The 16,917-nt window shown below is 39.9% G+C and carries 17 protein-coding genes; 3 read left to right on the top strand and 14 right to left on the bottom strand.

Annotated elements, in window-relative coordinates:
- Positions 1-153: 153 nt before the first annotated feature.
- The 5 genes from AAG747_RS24505 to AAG747_RS24485 form a co-directional block, all read right to left on the bottom strand.
- The gene (locus AAG747_RS24505) at positions 154-666 is read right to left on the bottom strand and encodes a DinB family protein (RefSeq protein ID WP_346823890.1); all 513 of its coding nucleotides are present in this window, start codon (positions 664-666) and stop codon (positions 154-156) included.
- A gap of 240 nt (positions 667-906) precedes the next feature.
- Positions 907-1,383, bottom strand: a complete 477-nt coding sequence (locus AAG747_RS24500; RefSeq protein ID WP_346823889.1) for a VOC family protein — start codon at positions 1,381-1,383, stop codon at positions 907-909.
- A 112-nt stretch (positions 1,384-1,495) separates the two neighbouring features.
- The gene (locus AAG747_RS24495; RefSeq protein ID WP_346823888.1) at positions 1,496-2,305 is read right to left on the bottom strand and encodes an AraC family transcriptional regulator; all 810 of its coding nucleotides are present in this window, start codon (positions 2,303-2,305) and stop codon (positions 1,496-1,498) included.
- A 425-nt stretch (positions 2,306-2,730) separates the two neighbouring features.
- On the bottom strand, positions 2,731-3,276 hold the full coding sequence (locus AAG747_RS24490; RefSeq protein WP_346823887.1) for a heme NO-binding domain-containing protein: 546 nt from the start codon (positions 3,274-3,276) through the stop codon (positions 2,731-2,733).
- A gap of 316 nt (positions 3,277-3,592) precedes the next feature.
- The gene (locus tag AAG747_RS24485; protein ID WP_346823886.1) at positions 3,593-3,784 is read right to left on the bottom strand and encodes a hypothetical protein; all 192 of its coding nucleotides are present in this window, start codon (positions 3,782-3,784) and stop codon (positions 3,593-3,595) included.
- 145 nt (positions 3,785-3,929) lie between these two features.
- On the opposite strand from AAG747_RS24485, the gene recQ reads away from it, so the two are divergent.
- From recQ to AAG747_RS24470, 3 genes are all read left to right on the top strand, one after another.
- Positions 3,930-6,068 carry a DNA helicase RecQ gene (recQ, locus tag AAG747_RS24480; protein WP_346823885.1) on the top strand — a complete coding sequence of 713 codons (2,139 nt, stop codon included), beginning with the start codon at positions 3,930-3,932 and terminating at the stop codon, positions 6,066-6,068.
- Between the two features lie 53 nt (positions 6,069-6,121).
- Positions 6,122-6,634 (top strand): putative glycolipid-binding domain-containing protein, encoded by a 513-nt coding sequence (locus AAG747_RS24475; RefSeq protein ID WP_346823884.1) that lies wholly within the window; start codon positions 6,122-6,124, stop codon positions 6,632-6,634.
- 181 nt (positions 6,635-6,815) lie between these two features.
- Complete coding sequence (locus AAG747_RS24470) at positions 6,816-8,825, top strand: monovalent cation:proton antiporter family protein (protein WP_346823883.1); 2,010 nt, start codon at positions 6,816-6,818, stop codon at positions 8,823-8,825.
- Between the two features lie 611 nt (positions 8,826-9,436).
- On the opposite strand, the gene AAG747_RS24465 is transcribed toward AAG747_RS24470, so the two are convergent.
- From AAG747_RS24465 to AAG747_RS24425, 9 genes are all read right to left on the bottom strand, one after another.
- A complete protein-coding gene (locus AAG747_RS24465) occupies positions 9,437-10,357 on the bottom strand; it encodes an alpha/beta hydrolase (RefSeq protein WP_346823882.1) in 921 nt (306 codons plus the stop codon).
- Between the two features lie 77 nt (positions 10,358-10,434).
- Complete coding sequence (locus tag AAG747_RS24460; RefSeq protein ID WP_346823881.1) at positions 10,435-11,304, bottom strand: helix-turn-helix domain-containing protein; 870 nt, start codon at positions 11,302-11,304, stop codon at positions 10,435-10,437.
- Between the two features lie 158 nt (positions 11,305-11,462).
- Positions 11,463-12,470 (bottom strand): endo alpha-1,4 polygalactosaminidase, encoded by a 1,008-nt coding sequence (locus tag AAG747_RS24455; protein WP_346823880.1) that lies wholly within the window; start codon positions 12,468-12,470, stop codon positions 11,463-11,465.
- Positions 12,471-12,631: 161 nt separating this feature from the next.
- Positions 12,632-13,138, bottom strand: coding sequence for a Ca2+-dependent phosphoinositide-specific phospholipase C (locus AAG747_RS24450; protein WP_346823879.1), 507 nt, complete (start codon positions 13,136-13,138; stop codon positions 12,632-12,634).
- Positions 13,117-13,845 carry a Ca2+-dependent phosphoinositide-specific phospholipase C gene (locus tag AAG747_RS24445; RefSeq protein WP_346823878.1) on the bottom strand — a complete coding sequence of 243 codons (729 nt, stop codon included), beginning with the start codon at positions 13,843-13,845 and terminating at the stop codon, positions 13,117-13,119. Before AAG747_RS24445 ends, AAG747_RS24450 begins: the two co-directional genes overlap by 22 nt.
- Before the next feature lie 211 nt (positions 13,846-14,056).
- Entirely contained in the window at positions 14,057-14,206 is a 150-nt protein-coding gene (locus AAG747_RS24440; protein ID WP_346823877.1) for a hypothetical protein, read from the bottom strand.
- Positions 14,207-14,471: 265 nt separating this feature from the next.
- The gene (locus tag AAG747_RS24435) at positions 14,472-15,548 is read right to left on the bottom strand and encodes a helix-turn-helix domain-containing protein (RefSeq protein ID WP_346823876.1); all 1,077 of its coding nucleotides are present in this window, start codon (positions 15,546-15,548) and stop codon (positions 14,472-14,474) included.
- Positions 15,549-15,752: 204 nt separating this feature from the next.
- A complete protein-coding gene (locus AAG747_RS24430; protein WP_346823875.1) occupies positions 15,753-16,367 on the bottom strand; it encodes an SMI1/KNR4 family protein in 615 nt (204 codons plus the stop codon).
- Positions 16,368-16,438: 71 nt separating this feature from the next.
- Positions 16,439-16,807 (bottom strand): hypothetical protein, encoded by a 369-nt coding sequence (locus tag AAG747_RS24425; RefSeq protein ID WP_346823874.1) that lies wholly within the window; start codon positions 16,805-16,807, stop codon positions 16,439-16,441.
- Between the last annotated feature and the right edge of the window lie 110 nt (positions 16,808-16,917).

Raw genomic sequence — 16,917 nt, 5'->3', positions numbered from 1 at the left:
CACCTCTATTCCTTACACTAATACCTTTCCCCCTGAATTTAAAGAGCATAAAACAAACAAAAAAAGCCCGTCTCGGCTTTTACACACAAAAAAAGCCATGAGAATTGCGCAAAACTTCTCATGACTCCTTACTTTCCTTATTACTGCGTAGAGTTACAGATACCGCTCTTGGATAACGTTAAGGTGATGTTGCACATGCCCGATAATAATATACCCTAAGGCCCGGGCAGTAAAGGGATGAGTCACGGCATCGGCTTCCCATTGACTCTGTTCTTCAGGCATATTTTCATATAAAAATACCGTAGAATGGCGAATTGCCTTAAACTCATCCAGCAGACTTTTCATCGTCCGGTCGGAGGCATTCATATTACGGGCATACAGGCCTTCGTCCATATTTTGAAGCTTGGTAGTCTTATCGCCTCTTGCGGCTACCAAAGCCCTATACGCCATCACTCTTTCAGTATCCAAAATATGCATCAAAACTTCTTTGATAGTCCATTTGCCTTCTGCATACTGGTAATCATATTTTTCTTCCGGAAGGTCTTCAAAAAAGCGAACGATAGCCCCCCGTTGATCGCGAAGCATTTCAAAAAAATCCCCATCAGGCACTAAATCAATGTAGTTTTGATAATAAGGATTGTACTCGTTGGAAAGTGGTTTTTGCATGATGATAGGTGCTTTATCCAGTGGTTATGATTAAATGTTACAGTTCAAGTCATCTCTATTCCCAGCCCTCCTGTTTGACTTTTCAACAACTCTGTAAAAACCCCGGTTTACTCGAAATCAAAAGTACAATAATTTCCGGATACATTTATATTTTGGCATCACTCCTCTCCAAGAAAAAAATGCTCTTTAAAGCCTAAACAGGTTAAAAAGAGCAAGTTAAAATTTAAAAATACCGAAAAATTATTTTTCGGCTTCCTGTGGGGAATAAGTGACCAAGTCTATACCAATACCATTGGGGTCCTGAATGGCAAAATGCCGGTCACCCCAAGGCTCATCCCTCAAGTCAATCTTGATCTCTACCTTCTTACTTTTAATTTCCTGATAAAGTTGATCAACATCCTCCACTTCGATGGTTAAGTACATTCCTTCACCGGAAAAAGGTTTGTGAAACAAAGCTTGTTGAGAAGGATGGTTCGGCAATAAAAAACTGATGGCAGCCCCCCGGTTCGGAGTATGCAGTAACAGGTAAAATTCATTTTCAAACGTCACTTCAAAGCCTAAGACTTGGGTATAAAACGCCTTGCTTTCGGCTAGTTTTTCGGTAACAACTCCGGCATTTAATTTCATGCTTGTCTGATTTTGGTGAATAGTTTTGGATTGAGAATAACTATACAAGCTGCTACAAACAGCCATTAGAAAAAGGATTTTTGTTTTCATAATTTATGCAATGATTTACTACAAATTTCCTTTCCTGGCCTGTGAATAGCTTGTAAAAATCGGACATTTTATCCGGTGCAGTCAATCCTTCAACCCTCCTCTCTTCAATCTGTCAATCCTTTACCTGAGAGGGAGTAAGCCCGAAAAAGGTTTTAAACTCTTTAATAAAATGAGCTTGATCGTAATACCCGGCATCTAAAAACAACTTGTTATTCCTCAAACTTTCCGTTGAAGGCTTGGCAGAAAGCAGACTCTGGAAGCGCACCACCTTGCTAAAGGTTTTAGCCGTATCCCCAATATAAAACTTGAACAACCGGCGAAGTTGCCGGCTACTCAGCCCCGTATCCAACTCTTTTTCCACATGCAAAATGCCCTTTCTGTTCAAAATCAATTTGATTGCTTCAAATAGCCTTTTATCGACAGTGATATTTCCTTTTGCCAAATGGTTTAAAAAGTATTGATCAAATTGTACTTTGATGGCTTGCAAAGAGAGAGCCTCTTCAAAACGATTCCGGATGAATGCAGAAATTGACGGATCTACCGGGGCCAGATGTTCAAAACGGTTGGTTAATTCGGAGGCATTGATGTTAAATAAAAGAGGAAAGGCCCCCGGCAAAAAACGCACACCCATATAATTAAAGGAACAACCCAAGGAATATTCCGAAAATGAAGTGGAAAACCCGGCCACAAAATTATTTTCAGGGTGATGTAGCTCAAATAACAAATCAATGCATCCGTCAGCTACTACCCGGTACGAAAAGGGTTTATCCAAAGGTTCATTTGATTTTAACTGCCAATAACAATAAATAAACGCTTGCAATTTGACATCCGGAAAAATCTCCGAGTAAACCGCTTTTCCTCCATGCTGACTTACAGCAGGTTGAACGGGAGTAAAGAGACAATTATGTTTTGTATTTTTCATCTGCTCATCCTCATGGTTTCGTTTTTTAAAAATAAAAATAATTAGTCAATTCTATCTTTCATTTTTCTGAATTTGCAAATTCACATTGCCCTACTATATTTGCACTCCGAAATCGAGAACAAAGAGATTAAAATATTTCCCTGCGGATTCTGGATTTTGTTTGTTAAACCTAACAGTTAACAAATAACCGAGTGAGCTTCCTTTTAAAAGCAGGCCCTACCTTGTTTTTCTTGTAAAAGCAAGGCCTCGTTTGTCTCTGACAAGCAGGTTAACCGGGGAAGGTTGAGATTGTGGAGCAGCTCAAATCCTACTTGAAAGGGGTTTATTCAAACACCTTACAGAACTCTGCAGGGAGTTTTTTTCAAAAAAAGCCTGCTCTTTCAAGCAAGCTTCTCTAAAGAATACGCTTAATGATCCTTTGATTCTTATTCCTCTATCTTTTTTATTCTGATCTCGACAATATCTTTTCCATCTTTCTGTACTTGCTTTTTTGTAATTTCAATAGTCTCTTGAAAAAATTCTGCAATCCCCTTGGCAATCCCTACTCCCAAATCACTCATTCTTCTTTCTGAGGAATAATCAATGATGACTTCATTTTCATTCACTCGCTGACAAATGAGCTTTGGCGGATCGGCATTTGGATCTTTAAACCGGACGGATTTATGCATGGTATTTTCCGTGTGCTCCAAAATATCCAGTGTTTTCCAATGGGAGGGAATTACAGATTTATACACACTTAAAAGATCGGGCACGATAAATTTGCCAAAACCTTCCAGTAATTCTTCCTGCGAGATATTTAATAAATTCACCGAAGCCTTGACAATGGCCTGAATTTCTTGATCCGGATAGATTTGAGTAACAAAATAAACTTTACCTTCTACTCCGGCATCTTTCCAAATCTGCTTTCGGGTAGTATAATCAGCTTTTTCTTTAATATACTTGTTTAATTCGTGAAAAATAAGTCCGTGCATGTTTCTATTGTTATATAATTAGTTGCATCATAATAATCAAGGTAAAATGGTCTTTTCCCCAAAATAAGAAAAAGGCTTATGTTAAATAGTTGAGCAATACTTTGCAAAATATATGCTCATTACTTTTTTATCTTTGGATTTCCAAGACAGGCTTCACTAACAGACTCTCCCTTCTTCAATACATTAATGTCTTATCTCACTTGAAAAACCTACTCCCCGGCAAATCAAGCGCCATCATTGACAATAAGACAAATTAGGAAAAGCCACCTTAAGGAAGTGAGTACCAATACCTGAACGGGATATGGAATATTGCGAACTAAACAAGCCTGCGGAATTCTTGTTTTGCACACTTTGCTTGTTCCATGAGGGGAAAATAGTAGAAAATACCCACCAATATATTCACAAGATCAAAAACGACCATAAAATAAAGCCACTTATCTGAAAAAAAGCCATTAGTTTCGCTTTGTATTTCAAAGAAATACCCATCAAATGCTTTTTTATTAAGCATAAGTAGAAAAAATTAGCAATCTTTGCGAAAAGTTCAAGCATTTTGTGATAACGGTCAACAGCTGCCAGGATAGTACGCTTTCATTTGAATAATGACCCAACACCCTGGTAAAAGCCCTTTAACTACCGAAAAAGATCCCTGAGATATGGACCAAATATTTACCAAAGAGCAAGTACTCGACACATTAAAACAGTACTTCGGATACGATCAATTTCGACTGCAACAAGAAGCAATCATTCAGCATGCCTTAAATAAAAAAGACAGCTTGGTGATTATGCCTACGGGTGGAGGAAAATCCATTTGCTATCAGCTGCCTTCCCTTCTACTGGATGGGTTTGCTTTGGTAATCTCTCCTTTGATCGCCTTGATGAAAGATCAAGTGGAAAGCCTCAAAGCCAATGGTATTCCGGCGGCTTCTTTTAACAGTACGCTCAGAGGTACCGAAGAGCAAGAGATCTTCCACGACCTGAACAATGGCAACATCAAACTGTTGTACGTTTCTCCCGAACGGGCCGTATCCGAACGCTTTTTAAATTTCATCCAGCGTCAGCCCGTCTCCTTACTGGCTATTGACGAGGCGCACTGTGTTTCCGCTTGGGGAAATGACTTCCGGCCGGAATACATCCAGCTCAACAAACTGATCAATCTGTTTCCGAACATACCACATATGGCTTTGACAGCCACGGCAGATAAAGCAACGCAAAAGGATATTGCCGATCAACTGGATTTGAAATCCCCCGAGCTCTTTTTATCCAGCTTTGAACGGACTAATTTAAACAGCCGGGTGGTTCCCGGACAAAATCGAATCCAACGCATTTTGCGTTATTTGGAAGACCGGCCCGGACAACCGGGGATTGTGTATTGCCTCAGCCGCAAATCCACCGAACAAGTGGCTGAAAAGTTGCAAAACGCAGGCTATAAAGCAGCCTACTACCATGCGCAAATGAGTGGTGAGCAACGACACCGTATTCAAGAAAATTTCCAAAAGGACGAACTTCAAGTGATTTGCGCTACCATTGCCTTCGGAATGGGAATCGACAAATCCAATATCCGGTGGGTAATCCATTATAATTTGCCCAAAAACCTGGAAAGCTATTATCAGGAAATCGGCCGGGCCGGAAGGGATGGCCTTCCTTCAGATACCTTGCTTTTTTACAGTTTTGCCGATTATAAAATCCTTAGGGAATTTATTGTTGACAGCGAAGCAAAAGATGATTTCAAACAAGTACAGTTGGCCAAACTCAACCGGATGATGGAGTATTGCCAGGCAACCAGCTGCCGGACCAACCTGGTGTTAAGCTATTTCGGAGAACACCGGGAAGAGAGCTGTGGCCGCTGTGATATTTGCACTCATCCTCCCAAGGGCTTTGACGGTACCGTAATTGTCCAAAAAGCCCTTTCGGCCTGTAAACGCCTCAAAGAGCAAGTCAATATGAATCTTTTGATAGATGTATTGCGCGGCTCCCACCGCTCCGAAATCATCGAACAAGGATATGATAAGATCAAAACCTATGGAGCCGGAAGCAATATTAGCCGGAACGAATGGGTCTTCTTTATCACTCAAATGATCAATCAAGGGCTTTTTGAAGTGGATTACACCGATGGAAGCAAATTAAAAGCTACCCTCTTGGCGCAAGAGGTTTTGTTTAACGGAAAAACGGTCACTTTAAGCCAGTGGGAAGAGTTTAAAAAGGCCTCTCAAGAAGAGCGCAAACCACAGAAAAGCAAGACCCAGCTATTTGAAGAGGGCTTATTTGACGCTTTACGCAAACTGAGAAAACAATTAGCCGAAGAGCAGGGAGTCCCTCCTTATGTAATTTTTTCGGACAATACACTGAAAGAAATGGCTAGTCAGCGTCCTTTCACTTTATCGGACATGGAAGACGTACCGGGTGTAGGCCGTTACAAACTGGAGCATTACGGGGATGTATTCTTAGAAGCTATCCAGAACTACATCACCCGCGAAAGCACCCCCTCCAGAGTAAAAGGAAAAACCTATCTGGAAACACTAAAGCTTTTTAAACAAGGCAACCCGCCTGAAGAAATTGCGATAAAACGCCAATTAAATATCGTAACGGTATTTTCTCATCTCGCCTATTTATATGAAAAAGGGGAAAACATTCCTTTGCGTCAGTACTTAGCCCAGGATGAGTTTGATAAAATCATCTTGGCATGGAATGCTTGTGGAGAGCCCAATGAATTAAAACCTGTTTTCGACTACTTAAAAGAACAAGTTGAATATTATAAAATACGGTTGGCCTTGACAATCCACAAAACCCAATAGCCTTAGAAAGGCTACTTTGATTTTCGGAAACAATTCGTAAACAAACCATACAAATGAACAAAACAATCCGGTGGCAAGGCATTTCCATTGACCTTGCCGAAACACTTACCATCACCGAACACACCCATCATTTCTCAGTAGAATCACAGCTTAAGGGGATCTTACAAGCCGATAGTATTGATATTCGCTACCAGGTTCAATTAGAAAAAGATTGGACTTGGAAGGAGTTTTACCTGCATGACACACAAGGAGAAGTACTACGGGTAATCCGCTCAGCCCAAGAACCAGCATTCGAAAACTGTGAATACATTGACTTCCGGCTAACCCCTTTCACCAATACATTGCCAATACGGCACCTTCAGTTAGAAACAGGAGAGAAAAAAGAAATCCGGGTAATCTATATTGCCTACCCTAAAGCCTCCCTTCAGATCATGCGGCAAGAATATACCAAACTTGACGAAGGGAAATATTTTTACAAAAACTTTGACACCAATTTTGAATCGGAAATCTCAACAGACGCTGAAGGGTTTGTGATAGAGTACCCCAACCTTTTCAAACAAGTATAGTTCTTTTCTAATCCTTTTTTAATAAATGCCGGCAATCATACTTCAAGCACATTATTTCCAGATAGTTATCTCCCGTCAAAGGATTAATTTACTGGCGGCTTCCCTCACGAATCCAAATAAAGGTTTGCTAACTTTTGTATTGCTGAGTAATTTCATAGCAACAATTTAACGATAGCAATTTATGGAATTCCACTTATTACAAGACATTGTCATTATCCTTGGACTATCAGTGCTCATCATACTGGTCTTCCAGAAATTGAAGATTCCGGCTATCATGGGTTTTTTATTAACAGGTATTATTGCCGGCCCCCACGGACTTAGCCTGATCAAAGGTGTCCATGAAGTGGAATTACTTTCGGAAATCGGTGTTATCTTCCTGCTTTTTGTCATAGGCATCGAGTTCTCCCTCAAAGGGCTTTCTTCCATCAAAAACACCGTCTTTTGGGGCGGTTTACTACAAGTAGGAGGTACCATTCTCACAACGGCTGTCTGTGCCAAACTGATGGGACTTTCGCTCAAAGAAGCTATTTTTATGGGCTTTCTGCTTTCATTAAGTAGTACTGCCATTGTACTGAAGCTCTTGCAAGAGCGAGGGGAAATCACCTCTCCTCATGGCCGCATCGCGGTTGCCATCTTGATTTTTCAAGATCTTATCGTAGTACCGATGATGCTCTTTACCCCCTTGCTTTCCGGGCACACGGACAACGCCCTGGAAACACTGTTAATCATGTTAGCCAAAGTCACTGCTTTTATTGCTGTGGTAATCCTTATGGCCCGTTATTTCGTTCCGGCTATTTTACATTTGGTTGTCACTTCCAAAAGCCGGGAACTGTTTATTATTACGGTGGTGGGCTTATGCTTTGCCACGGCCTGGTTTACTGCCAGCGTAGGGCTTTCCTTGGCTTTGGGAGCGTTTTTTGCCGGATTGATCATCTCCGAATCGGACTATAGCCATCAGGCCACGGCCAACATTCTGCCATTCCGGGAAATTTTCATCAGCTTCTTTTTTGTCTCTGTGGGAATGCTGTTGGATTTGAAGTTTTTCATTCAGCACATTGCCGTCATTCATTTATTGGCCTTTGCCGCAATTTTCCTCAAAGGAAGCATTGCCGCTATTGCCGTATTTATTTTGGGCTACCCTCCCCGCACTATCTTTCAAACGGCATTTAGCGTGTTTCAAATTGGAGAATTTGCTTTCCTACTCTCTGCCACGGGGATGCAATACGGACTGATTCCCGAAAGTACTTATCAATACTTTCTTGCCATTTCCATTATTTCGATGGGAGCCACACCCTTTATGATGAACTACAGCTCCCGGATTGCCGATTTCCTGATCAAAGCCCCATTGCCGAAAACCGTTAGAGAACGGCTCTCTACTTATACAAAGGCAAAAGTAGAAGCCGCTCAAGCCCATGCCGACTTGCACGACCATCTGGTAATCGTAGGCTATGGAATCAATGGAGAAAATGTAGCCAAAGCTGCCAAACAAGCACAAATTCCATATATCATCATTGAATTGGACCCCGGTAAAATCCGCAAAGCCAAACTCCGGGATGAAAATGTGATTTTTGGGGATGCAGCCGATGAAACCATCCTCAAACATGTGTTTATCCATAAAGCCCGGGTGGTAGTGATTGCCATTTCGGATTCTGATACCACTCAGGCTATTGTGAACCGCATCCGGCAATTTACGGACACCGCTTATATCATCGTCAGGACACGCTACCTTCGCGATATCGAACAGTATTTGAGACAGGGGGCGGATGAAGTCATTCCGGAAGAATTTGAAACCTCCATCGAGATTTTTACCCGTGTGCTTCGACAATACCTGGTTCCTGACAATGAAATTCAGGGATTTATTAATCATATCCGGTCGGATAATTACGATATGCTGCGAAATATCAGTGGCTTAAGCCAAAATTCCTCTGTTTTTCCTTTACACATCCCTGATATTGAAATAGCCACTTTGCCTGTACAACAAGGACCCAATAAGATTATCGGAAAGTCCGTGTATGAATCCGGCCTCAGAACGCACTATGGTATTACCGTTTTGGCCATCAAGCGAGGCAGTAAGTTTATCACAAATATTCACCCGGAAACGCAAATCAAACAAGATGATTTATTGTATGTATTCGGCAGCCCTGACAATATTCAAAAGTTGAATCATTTCCTAAAACTCACGATCATTTGACTCACTTGAAAAGACAATTTTTATATGTAAAACCCCAGCAAAAAGATGATATTGAAAAACTACCACAATACATCTCAAAATCTTACATACTTATTTTTTTTCCATCTAGTGTGAAAATCCACGCTTGCCCTATTAATTACACCCCACCCTTCCGCATTAACGTTAATTAAGAATTTAAAAAAATTGTTTTTCAGTGTAAATATTACATAATATTTTATAAACCAGTCCAATCAATACAACAAAAAACAAACAAACAAATCATTCATTATCAAATATTTACGCCAATCTCCATTTCTTACAAAACTATAAATAATTCAATTATTTGAAAATTAACATCCATTTTTACCCTTCTTCAAGCTTTTTACAATCTCTATGAGAAGTTGTATTGTATGAATTAAATAGTTTATATTTATCACATAATTCAAGGATTATTTGGTTTAATAGTAAAAATGGCTCTGCAAATTGTAGAGCCTTTTTTAATTTTCATACATTCTACTCTCACCATACAACTACCCTTTTTTAGCTAATAGATTTCTTTTTCACGCTCTAAAAAGCCCTCCAAGTACTGTCAACTTGAAAGGCTTTATTCATTGAAATTCCACTGCTAATTTCTACTTACTCAGCACAAATGCTTTTAAATCTTCAATCGATTTTAAAGCTGCGTCAGAAGAGAAATCCGTTAACAGCCAAACATGTGTTTGCTCTTCATAAATATGTAATTTTACTGCTGCTTTTTTCTCTTTGAGAGCTTGATATAAAACTTTACTATCATCCAATAAAATCTCGTTGGTCCCGGCCATAATCAAAGTTGAAGGAAATGAAATATTATGAACCACCCGTAAAGGGTTTGCCCGGGCTACCCCTTCACTAGCCGCATACAAGTTTGTAAATTTCAATAATTCATCCCGGCTGAGTATCGGGTCAATGGATGCATTGCCCGTAATGGACGGATGACTACAGGCAATATCCACCCAAGGTGAAATCAACACAAGCTTTTCCGGTGCCGGGAAACCTGTATTTTTCAATTCGTCTAACAAGCTGATAGCAATCCCACCTCCGGCACTATCCCCTATCAGGATAATCTCTTTGTCCGAATATGATTTTTGTATTGAACCGTATACTTGCTTTGCATCCAAAATTCCTTGAGGATAGGGATTTTCAGGAGCCAATCCATACTCTACAAAGAGAATGGACATGTTCAATTGTTCTGCCATATTACTGACCAAAGCACGATGAGAGTTAATTGAGCCCAAGGCAAAAGACCCTCCGTGTAAATAGATGGCTATCTTATCCTGAATAGGCTGAACAGGCCTGAACCAATAGCAAGTGATCTCATGCAGAAGTACCTTTTCTTGCCTCACCTTTTTCGAAGCAGGGTATATTTTACCCAGATTATCAAATTCTGACCGGTATTTTAGTAAGTTTTCCATTGTTATTGTGCCTTTTGGGGTTTGATGATTAAGCGTTTTTTGGGCCATGGCTACGTTCGCCAAGAAGAGGGCCATGGCAATACAAAGTGTTATCTTCTTCATAATTAAACCGTTGAATGATAACACAAAGCTAGCTACCCGCTAAAGCAAAATAAAGGGCTGAAAGATAGTATACTTGGTCAAAAGGTAAGATGCGTCCGGTAGGCTGTGGGACTAAGGCCACTGTATTTTTTAAAAAACTTCCCAAAGGTGCTTTGATCGGGAAAATTTAGCGCATGTGCCAATTCTGCAACCGTAACCGTTTGATCTTGTAAGGCAACTTTTGCCTCTAGGATCACCAGGTTATGAATCCATTCACTTACGGTATTCCCAGTCACCGCTTTTATCGTTTGCGTCAAATGTTTGGGGTGTACATGTAGCATGTCCGCATAAAAATTCACTGACCTTTCTTTTTTAAAGTACTTGAAAAGGGCCTGTTTGAATTTTTTCTCTAAAGGATGCACCGTTTGAGTTTCTTGATGCACCTGATCATACAAAGCGGCCAGCTCATTAATCATACTATAGGTATAGCCTCTAATCGCCTCCACATCATACAGGGAAGTTTGAATTGCTTTTTTCCGGATGAGTCCGAACAGCACCTTAAAATTATCAAATTGAGCTTCTGTTAAAGACGAAATAAATTTACCTCCACAGGTAAAGAACGGAAAAGAATTCAGGAAGGAAACATCCGCAAAACGCTCTTGTAAAAACTCCGGAAGAAAGAGCAAGGACTCTGACTGAAAACCCTTTTGCATCAACTCCCACCTTTTGATCAAACTAGGCCCCATCACGACTATTGAAGGTCCGGAAATATGGTTTTTAGTAAGCCCGGTATATAAGTTTACTTCTCCTTGATGCACCAACCCGATACCGTAATAGGTACTTCTGTAAGGTTCTTGAATCGTATATTCGGCATTATTCAAAGGTAGGTATATATACCGTTCGCCCCTTTCGGAACCTGACAGTACTTTTTGTAAATGCCCTAAATCATATTCATTGATCTTACTCATACTCATCTTTCATTGGAAAAACAAACCCTTCAAAGGCCTCCTCTACAGTTTACAAAGAAAGCGGAAGATGGAGTAACGTTGAAGGGAACCGGTTTATAATTTGAGAGAAGCTCGTTCTAACTTCAGCCACCCTCCTTTTAAACTTATATTCAGAAAAATCACATTTCTTCAAAATACTCAAAGCCATCCACGATGTCGAGATATGCCCCGTCAAATCCTGCATTTACGATTTGCTTCAAGTATGATTCCTCATTACCGAAAATGATCTTTTGCCAGTCCGGATACCAATACTTCACTTTGTAATTGCCTTCCCAATCAGGATTTTCAGGCTCCAGCCATCCGGGCTTATTGGTTTTCCATTCATCATTCCAATAATAGCGATAATCTTCAGCTTCTCCTATACTTAAATACCCCAACACCAAGCGGCTCCCTCCGTTTTGTTTGGTTTTTAACTGCTCAATCTCAGCATTTGTATAAGCCACCCCAAAGTGAAACAGGTCCATAATGACCACATCGTAGTTGGTCGAAGAAACGGCACTGATAAAATCCTGTTTGGTGGTAAAGTGTTCGCTATTGATCAGATAAAGGAAGTTTTTGGCTTGTGAAATATGCGTAATATTGTCGCTGTTTTCATGGTAAGGTTTTGCAGGGTAACGTGGAATCTGATTCAGGTTCCGTTCGTCAGCGGCAAAAGAAATAAAGCCGTATTGCTCATTCAATTGATAAGAGTCATCCATTTTACTTGGTGTATAACAATAATCCGTAGCCAGAACTTCCACATCAAATTGCTCACACACCAAACATAAGTCAAGCAAATATTCTTCATCTTCTTTGGGGGTTCTCACATCGTCTTTGTTGTAATATCCATAAAACATATCTTCCCTTCCGGTAGCATCAATGGCTTGTAAGTAGGTCGTTTGAGGTGTTCCGTCCCCCTCCCCGGTATTCGTCACAAGTTCTTGTCCGTTTTGAGGCACAATCAAAAAATTGGGGTTATAACTTCTGGCATAAGCCCCCAGGTCCGTCACAAATTTTCTCATTTCCTGTCTGTAATCGACTACAACGTTCTTCTCTGCCGGTTCCGGTGATTCCCGAATGCTGTCATTACAGCGATTGATGACAAGCATTTGAACTATGGCAATAACTGAGATGAGTGCATGTTTCATTTTTCTTTAGTTTTCAAGGTTTAAAAATAACGGTGAAAGCCAAAGGCAGAAGTGAACGTTCTGATGATTTGTCAATACAGGGGCATTGCATTATGAATCATTGCTGGTTGTCAGACGGATCTGACAACCAGCAACCTATGTATTTACAAGAATGAATCACTTTACTTTTGGCCATTCACAGGGTTTATTCTCAAAGGTTTTTCATTAGGCATTTTGACAAAATAGTCCGTTCCATAGCGGTTGCCCGGTTTGAAAAAATCCGTAGAAATGACTTGAGCCCCACTTTCAAAAGCTGCACGAGCACGGGTCATATCATTTACTTTTGCTTCATAGGTTTCAATATCCGCCCGGGAGCGAACCAAATACCCTTTCCGGACGGCCGCTTTGATCTCTTCTTTCCTCAGGATGGAATTATCAAATAATAAAAAAGCAGCATGAGGCGCACCGGGCTCCGACTGTACAAACATCGCTCTTCCTTTTAAAGACGGATGGTCTTCAATGTAACGGTCATCTTCGGATATTCCCGCAGTAGAAGGCAAAAGCATAAACACAAACTTGCCTAATGACTCAGACAAAGCAGGCCAATTATGCGCCAATATTGCTTCTTCCAAAGTGGAGTATTCCCCTCTGACATCATCCGGTGTAATCACTTTCTCCCTTCCCAACATAGATAAAACCGCTTCATCCAATTCACCGAAAGCCTGCTTTGTAAAAGGCAATACTTCAGCCGAACCCGAAAAACCGGAATCCCACTGTCTTTGGCCTCTATCATGATAAAAATGGGACTATGCTGAGGATGTGCATTTGACCAATCCTTTAATGCGAGTAAGGCTTTTTCAAAGGTTGTATAATGGGTTCGAAAATCAATATCAGCCATATGAAGCACTTTGAACCCCGGTTTGTCCAAGCCCGTACTGTCAAACGGCAGCAAATCCGTCTTCCCCATTTGTTTTAACACTTCATAAGCCGCCGGCCGGTTAAAGCGATTTCCCGTAGGGTCGTGATACACATCTATTTCCAAAGACCGCATTCCGGCATTCAACTGCGCTTCAAAATCCGGATGATTGTACGCTAACCCCTCACTCATTTTTACCTCATTGGGGTGGTATTCCTTATACTTTGCCTTTATAGTTTCCGGCTGATTGGCAAAATACTGCCCCATCATTTTTTCGAAAATAGGGTCAATATAATTTAAAACCGCAGTGTCTACAGGTTGGGCATAACTATTATGCGTCCCCAATACTTGTAATTGGTTGATTTTAAGATCAGTGGGTAAAGAAACATCCTCTACTACCAGTTGTGGGGTGCTACAAGCTGTAAATAACAATCCTAATAAGAAAACGCCTACTATTTCTTTTGCAAATGAAAACTGCATGTTTGAAGATTTTACTTTTGTGGTTGTCAAATAAATAATTTAACCGTCTGATTCTACTTCAAATATCTCTCTGACTTGTTCTCTCAAACCCATTGTTTTTATGGATTGTAGAAATCATATATACATTTTCCTATATCATTTTATAACAATTCAATTGATACGAAAAAACAGACGAAGAATACTTAGATCAAATACTTTTTTTTTAATGCTATCAAATGTGATTTGAATAGCCGTTTTTCAGGTGTGAACAATTACCGGTGAATGCTAACTGCTGCCCTACCTGAGCCTCTGGCAAAGCATGATACAAGCCCGGAAATAAAGCCTTTTTTAATTTACCGGCTCTGATGAAACGTTTGTTCATGATAAGTTGAAATTTGATGATTCGTGCAAATCAAACAGAGAATTCACAAATAATAGTCGTTCCCGGATGGCGACTACATTTCCCCTGTCCTGCTCAGCAGGGAAAAACCTATCACAAAAACAACTAACTGAAAACCATATACTTAAAAGTTTTAAATATTTATTATCTACACGTTAAATTTCCTTATTCTCCGAAAAGAATTGCTTTTTATGAGAAGAAACAGAGAACTACAACTACCCTGTCAATTTGGTTACTTTTTAGACGCTTAACTATTCAATTGATTTTTAAAATCAGATGGGGTCTTTCCAGTAATTTTTTTAAAATAATTATTGAAAGAGGATTTGGAATTAAAGCCCACTTCATGTGCCAGGTTCAGGAAGTTTCCATTCATTTTTTGAGCTTTCATAATTTCAGTAGCTTCCTTGATCCGGTACTCGTTGATAAACTGATAAAAACTTTGCTGATACCGGCTGCTCAATAATTGAGTAAGGTGGTGACGCGGCATTGCTAGTTGCTCTGCCAATTCCGAAAGGGTAAGCTCCGAATCCAGGTAGGGTTTATTGAATAACATATGCTTATCCAGTTGGCGTTGATATTTGTTTATATCAGTGGCTTGCAAACCGGATTTTTCATATTTCTTTATCACTTCTTCAGAAACAACGGGCTTCTCTTCTTTCAAAGTGATAACCTTGAATTTATAATGAATAATAAGAATCGAAATCAAAAGCAATATACTGTAGGGGGCAATGCGGACATTAAGCACTGAAACGCCTTGAAAAATATGCACCGTCAGATGGTGCAACCCAAACCCTGACAATACCAACAACAACAATAAACTACAGATCAATATCATCAATTGTTTTTGCAATTGGTCCGTGTTGCTTTTCTGATGGAAAGAATAGAGTAAGTACAAACTGAACAAATTATAGGCAGTAAAGGAGAACATCTCTAATGAGGGAATATGCCGGGTATACACCCATGTCAAACCTGTTGGGTGATGAGGATCTATGTCCATTACTACCCATAAGTACAAAAGTGAAATAATAAAGAAGGGAGCAAAATGCAAAAAAGCCTCATACTTCTTAACAGACTTTTCCATTAATTTTTTAGTAGCTAAAAAGGCAAAAGGACCGTAAGCAAAACCAAAGCCGGTCACCAAATGATGAAAGATGTATTCGTTTTGCAAAATCACCAAAACGAAAAACTTCGTACCGAGATGTGCCATCATCAACATCAGAAAGTAAACCAGTATCCGGTCGAAAGTGCTTTTACTTTTATGTGTGGTCAACAACAAAAAAGACACAAAAGCCTGAAAAGAGGCCACTGAAACTAATATATCCATGTACAAAGATGGATATCTTTCCACTCCCTTCCTTTAACTGAATATTATGTTATATTATACAAATTATGAATATACATCAATGCCATCCATATATATGGACTATTTTCACGCTCCCCCCTTTTCATTGCCAAACAATAAAACCAAAGGCTATTTACAGTACAATTTGTAAATAGCCTTCTATTATTTCTGTTTCTTTTTTTACAACTAATTTTTCAGCTCATAAATCGACTGATCCAGCCAAAGCTCGTACCATTCCAAAAAGTTAGTTTTGTCTTCCTGGTCAAAAAAAGAGTCCGGGTAAATGCCTCCTCCGTTGACACGGTCGTCCACCCAGATATTACCATAATCCGCACCGTTCACCACAATATTGAGAGAAACCCCGCAACCATAATTCGATATTCTCAACAAGCCATTTACCCATTGGTTATCAAAATACTTTTCTTCGGCTTGCAGAATTTCTTCTTCGGTAGCTTCCTCAAAATCCAGATTCCAAGCATCCTCTAACAAAAACGGCTTGGACGGATTGAGAACATCTTTCTCATCCATATGATCCAGGTCTGCGAAAATACTGTTTTCAAGTGGTTCCAGTCCATAATAAGGCCCGGCCCCGCCATTGCCGATTTCTTTTAAAAACTCCCGGTAGCCAGAGGGCAATACAATGCCATACTTGCTTTCAAACTCCGTCAATTCCGCCTCTGTCTTAGGAAGGTTAAATTGATATTTGTGGTCAAACGCCCCAAAAATTTCAAACTTTTTGTCAAGTTGCTTTAACTCTGAAAGTTTGATTTTAATTCGCTTCAATTGTGCATTGATTTCCATTTGATCCAATTAAATTCCAATATGGAATATGAACAATAGTTTGAATAATATTTAAAATAACACAAAAAACCTTATCCATTGATTTCTTGATTTTCGGACATCAGACAGTCTGCAAAGTCCTTTTTATTGCTGACCCGATTCCAGGTGGACAAACCAAGGCTCCCGGAATCTTCCACCACTTTCATCCTTGTCTCGTTGAGGGTTTCAACCTTAATTTTCCCGTTTAGTTCATCGGTTCCACCGGGAATATCCGACCACTCCAGATATAAAAACATATCCTGGATTTCGCCCTTCCCTACATGGCACCATTTTTCCCCAAGAGTATACTCTTGGGAAACATTATTCATGCCCAACCCGAAAACATTGTTTTCAATCACCTTGATCCAAAAAGGGTTTCCACCTGTTGATTTCCAAAATCCGGATTTAATCACCTTGATCATTTTTCAATCATGAAGGTACAAATTAACAGGGGCAAAAATAAGGTAAAAGCATTTCAATTGTATTTAAAAAGGAAAAGAACATGCCTGAACATGTTCTTTTCCGGGTTTTA

The organism is Rapidithrix thailandica (genome assembly GCF_039710355.1).
In the GTDB taxonomy this organism is placed as follows: domain Bacteria; phylum Bacteroidota; class Bacteroidia; order Cytophagales; family Flammeovirgaceae; genus Rapidithrix; species Rapidithrix thailandica.
The sequence above is the reverse complement of the archived record's forward strand: the minus strand, read 5'-3'. Positions and strand labels throughout refer to the sequence as shown.

Bases quoted from the DNA above. Each gene is read 5' to 3' on its own strand.
- AAG747_RS24505 (WP_346823890.1), bottom strand. From the start codon at position 666: ATGCAAAAACCACTTTCCAACGAGTACAATCCTTATTATCAAAACTAC.
- AAG747_RS24500 (WP_346823889.1), bottom strand. From the start codon at position 1,383: ATGAAAACAAAAATCCTTTTTCTAATGGCTGTTTGTAGCAGCTTGTAT.
- AAG747_RS24495 (WP_346823888.1), bottom strand. From the start codon at position 2,305: ATGAAAAATACAAAACATAATTGTCTCTTTACTCCCGTTCAACCTGCT.
- AAG747_RS24490 (WP_346823887.1), bottom strand. From the start codon at position 3,276: ATGCACGGACTTATTTTTCACGAATTAAACAAGTATATTAAAGAAAAA.
- AAG747_RS24485 (WP_346823886.1), bottom strand. From the start codon at position 3,784: ATGCTTAATAAAAAAGCATTTGATGGGTATTTCTTTGAAATACAAAGC.
- recQ (WP_346823885.1), top strand. From the start codon at position 3,930: ATGGACCAAATATTTACCAAAGAGCAAGTACTCGACACATTAAAACAG.
- AAG747_RS24475 (WP_346823884.1), top strand. From the start codon at position 6,122: ATGAACAAAACAATCCGGTGGCAAGGCATTTCCATTGACCTTGCCGAA.
- AAG747_RS24470 (WP_346823883.1), top strand. From the start codon at position 6,816: ATGGAATTCCACTTATTACAAGACATTGTCATTATCCTTGGACTATCA.
- AAG747_RS24465 (WP_346823882.1), bottom strand. From the start codon at position 10,357: ATGAAGAAGATAACACTTTGTATTGCCATGGCCCTCTTCTTGGCGAAC.
- AAG747_RS24460 (WP_346823881.1), bottom strand. From the start codon at position 11,304: ATGAGTAAGATCAATGAATATGATTTAGGGCATTTACAAAAAGTACTG.
- AAG747_RS24455 (WP_346823880.1), bottom strand. From the start codon at position 12,470: ATGAAACATGCACTCATCTCAGTTATTGCCATAGTTCAAATGCTTGTC.
- AAG747_RS24450 (WP_346823879.1), bottom strand. From the start codon at position 13,138: ATGTTGGGAAGGGAGAAAGTGATTACACCGGATGATGTCAGAGGGGAA.
- AAG747_RS24445 (WP_346823878.1), bottom strand. From the start codon at position 13,845: ATGCAGTTTTCATTTGCAAAAGAAATAGTAGGCGTTTTCTTATTAGGA.
- AAG747_RS24440 (WP_346823877.1), bottom strand. From the start codon at position 14,206: ATGAACAAACGTTTCATCAGAGCCGGTAAATTAAAAAAGGCTTTATTT.
- AAG747_RS24435 (WP_346823876.1), bottom strand. From the start codon at position 15,548: ATGGATATATTAGTTTCAGTGGCCTCTTTTCAGGCTTTTGTGTCTTTT.
- AAG747_RS24430 (WP_346823875.1), bottom strand. From the start codon at position 16,367: ATGGAAATCAATGCACAATTGAAGCGAATTAAAATCAAACTTTCAGAG.
- AAG747_RS24425 (WP_346823874.1), bottom strand. From the start codon at position 16,807: ATGATCAAGGTGATTAAATCCGGATTTTGGAAATCAACAGGTGGAAAC.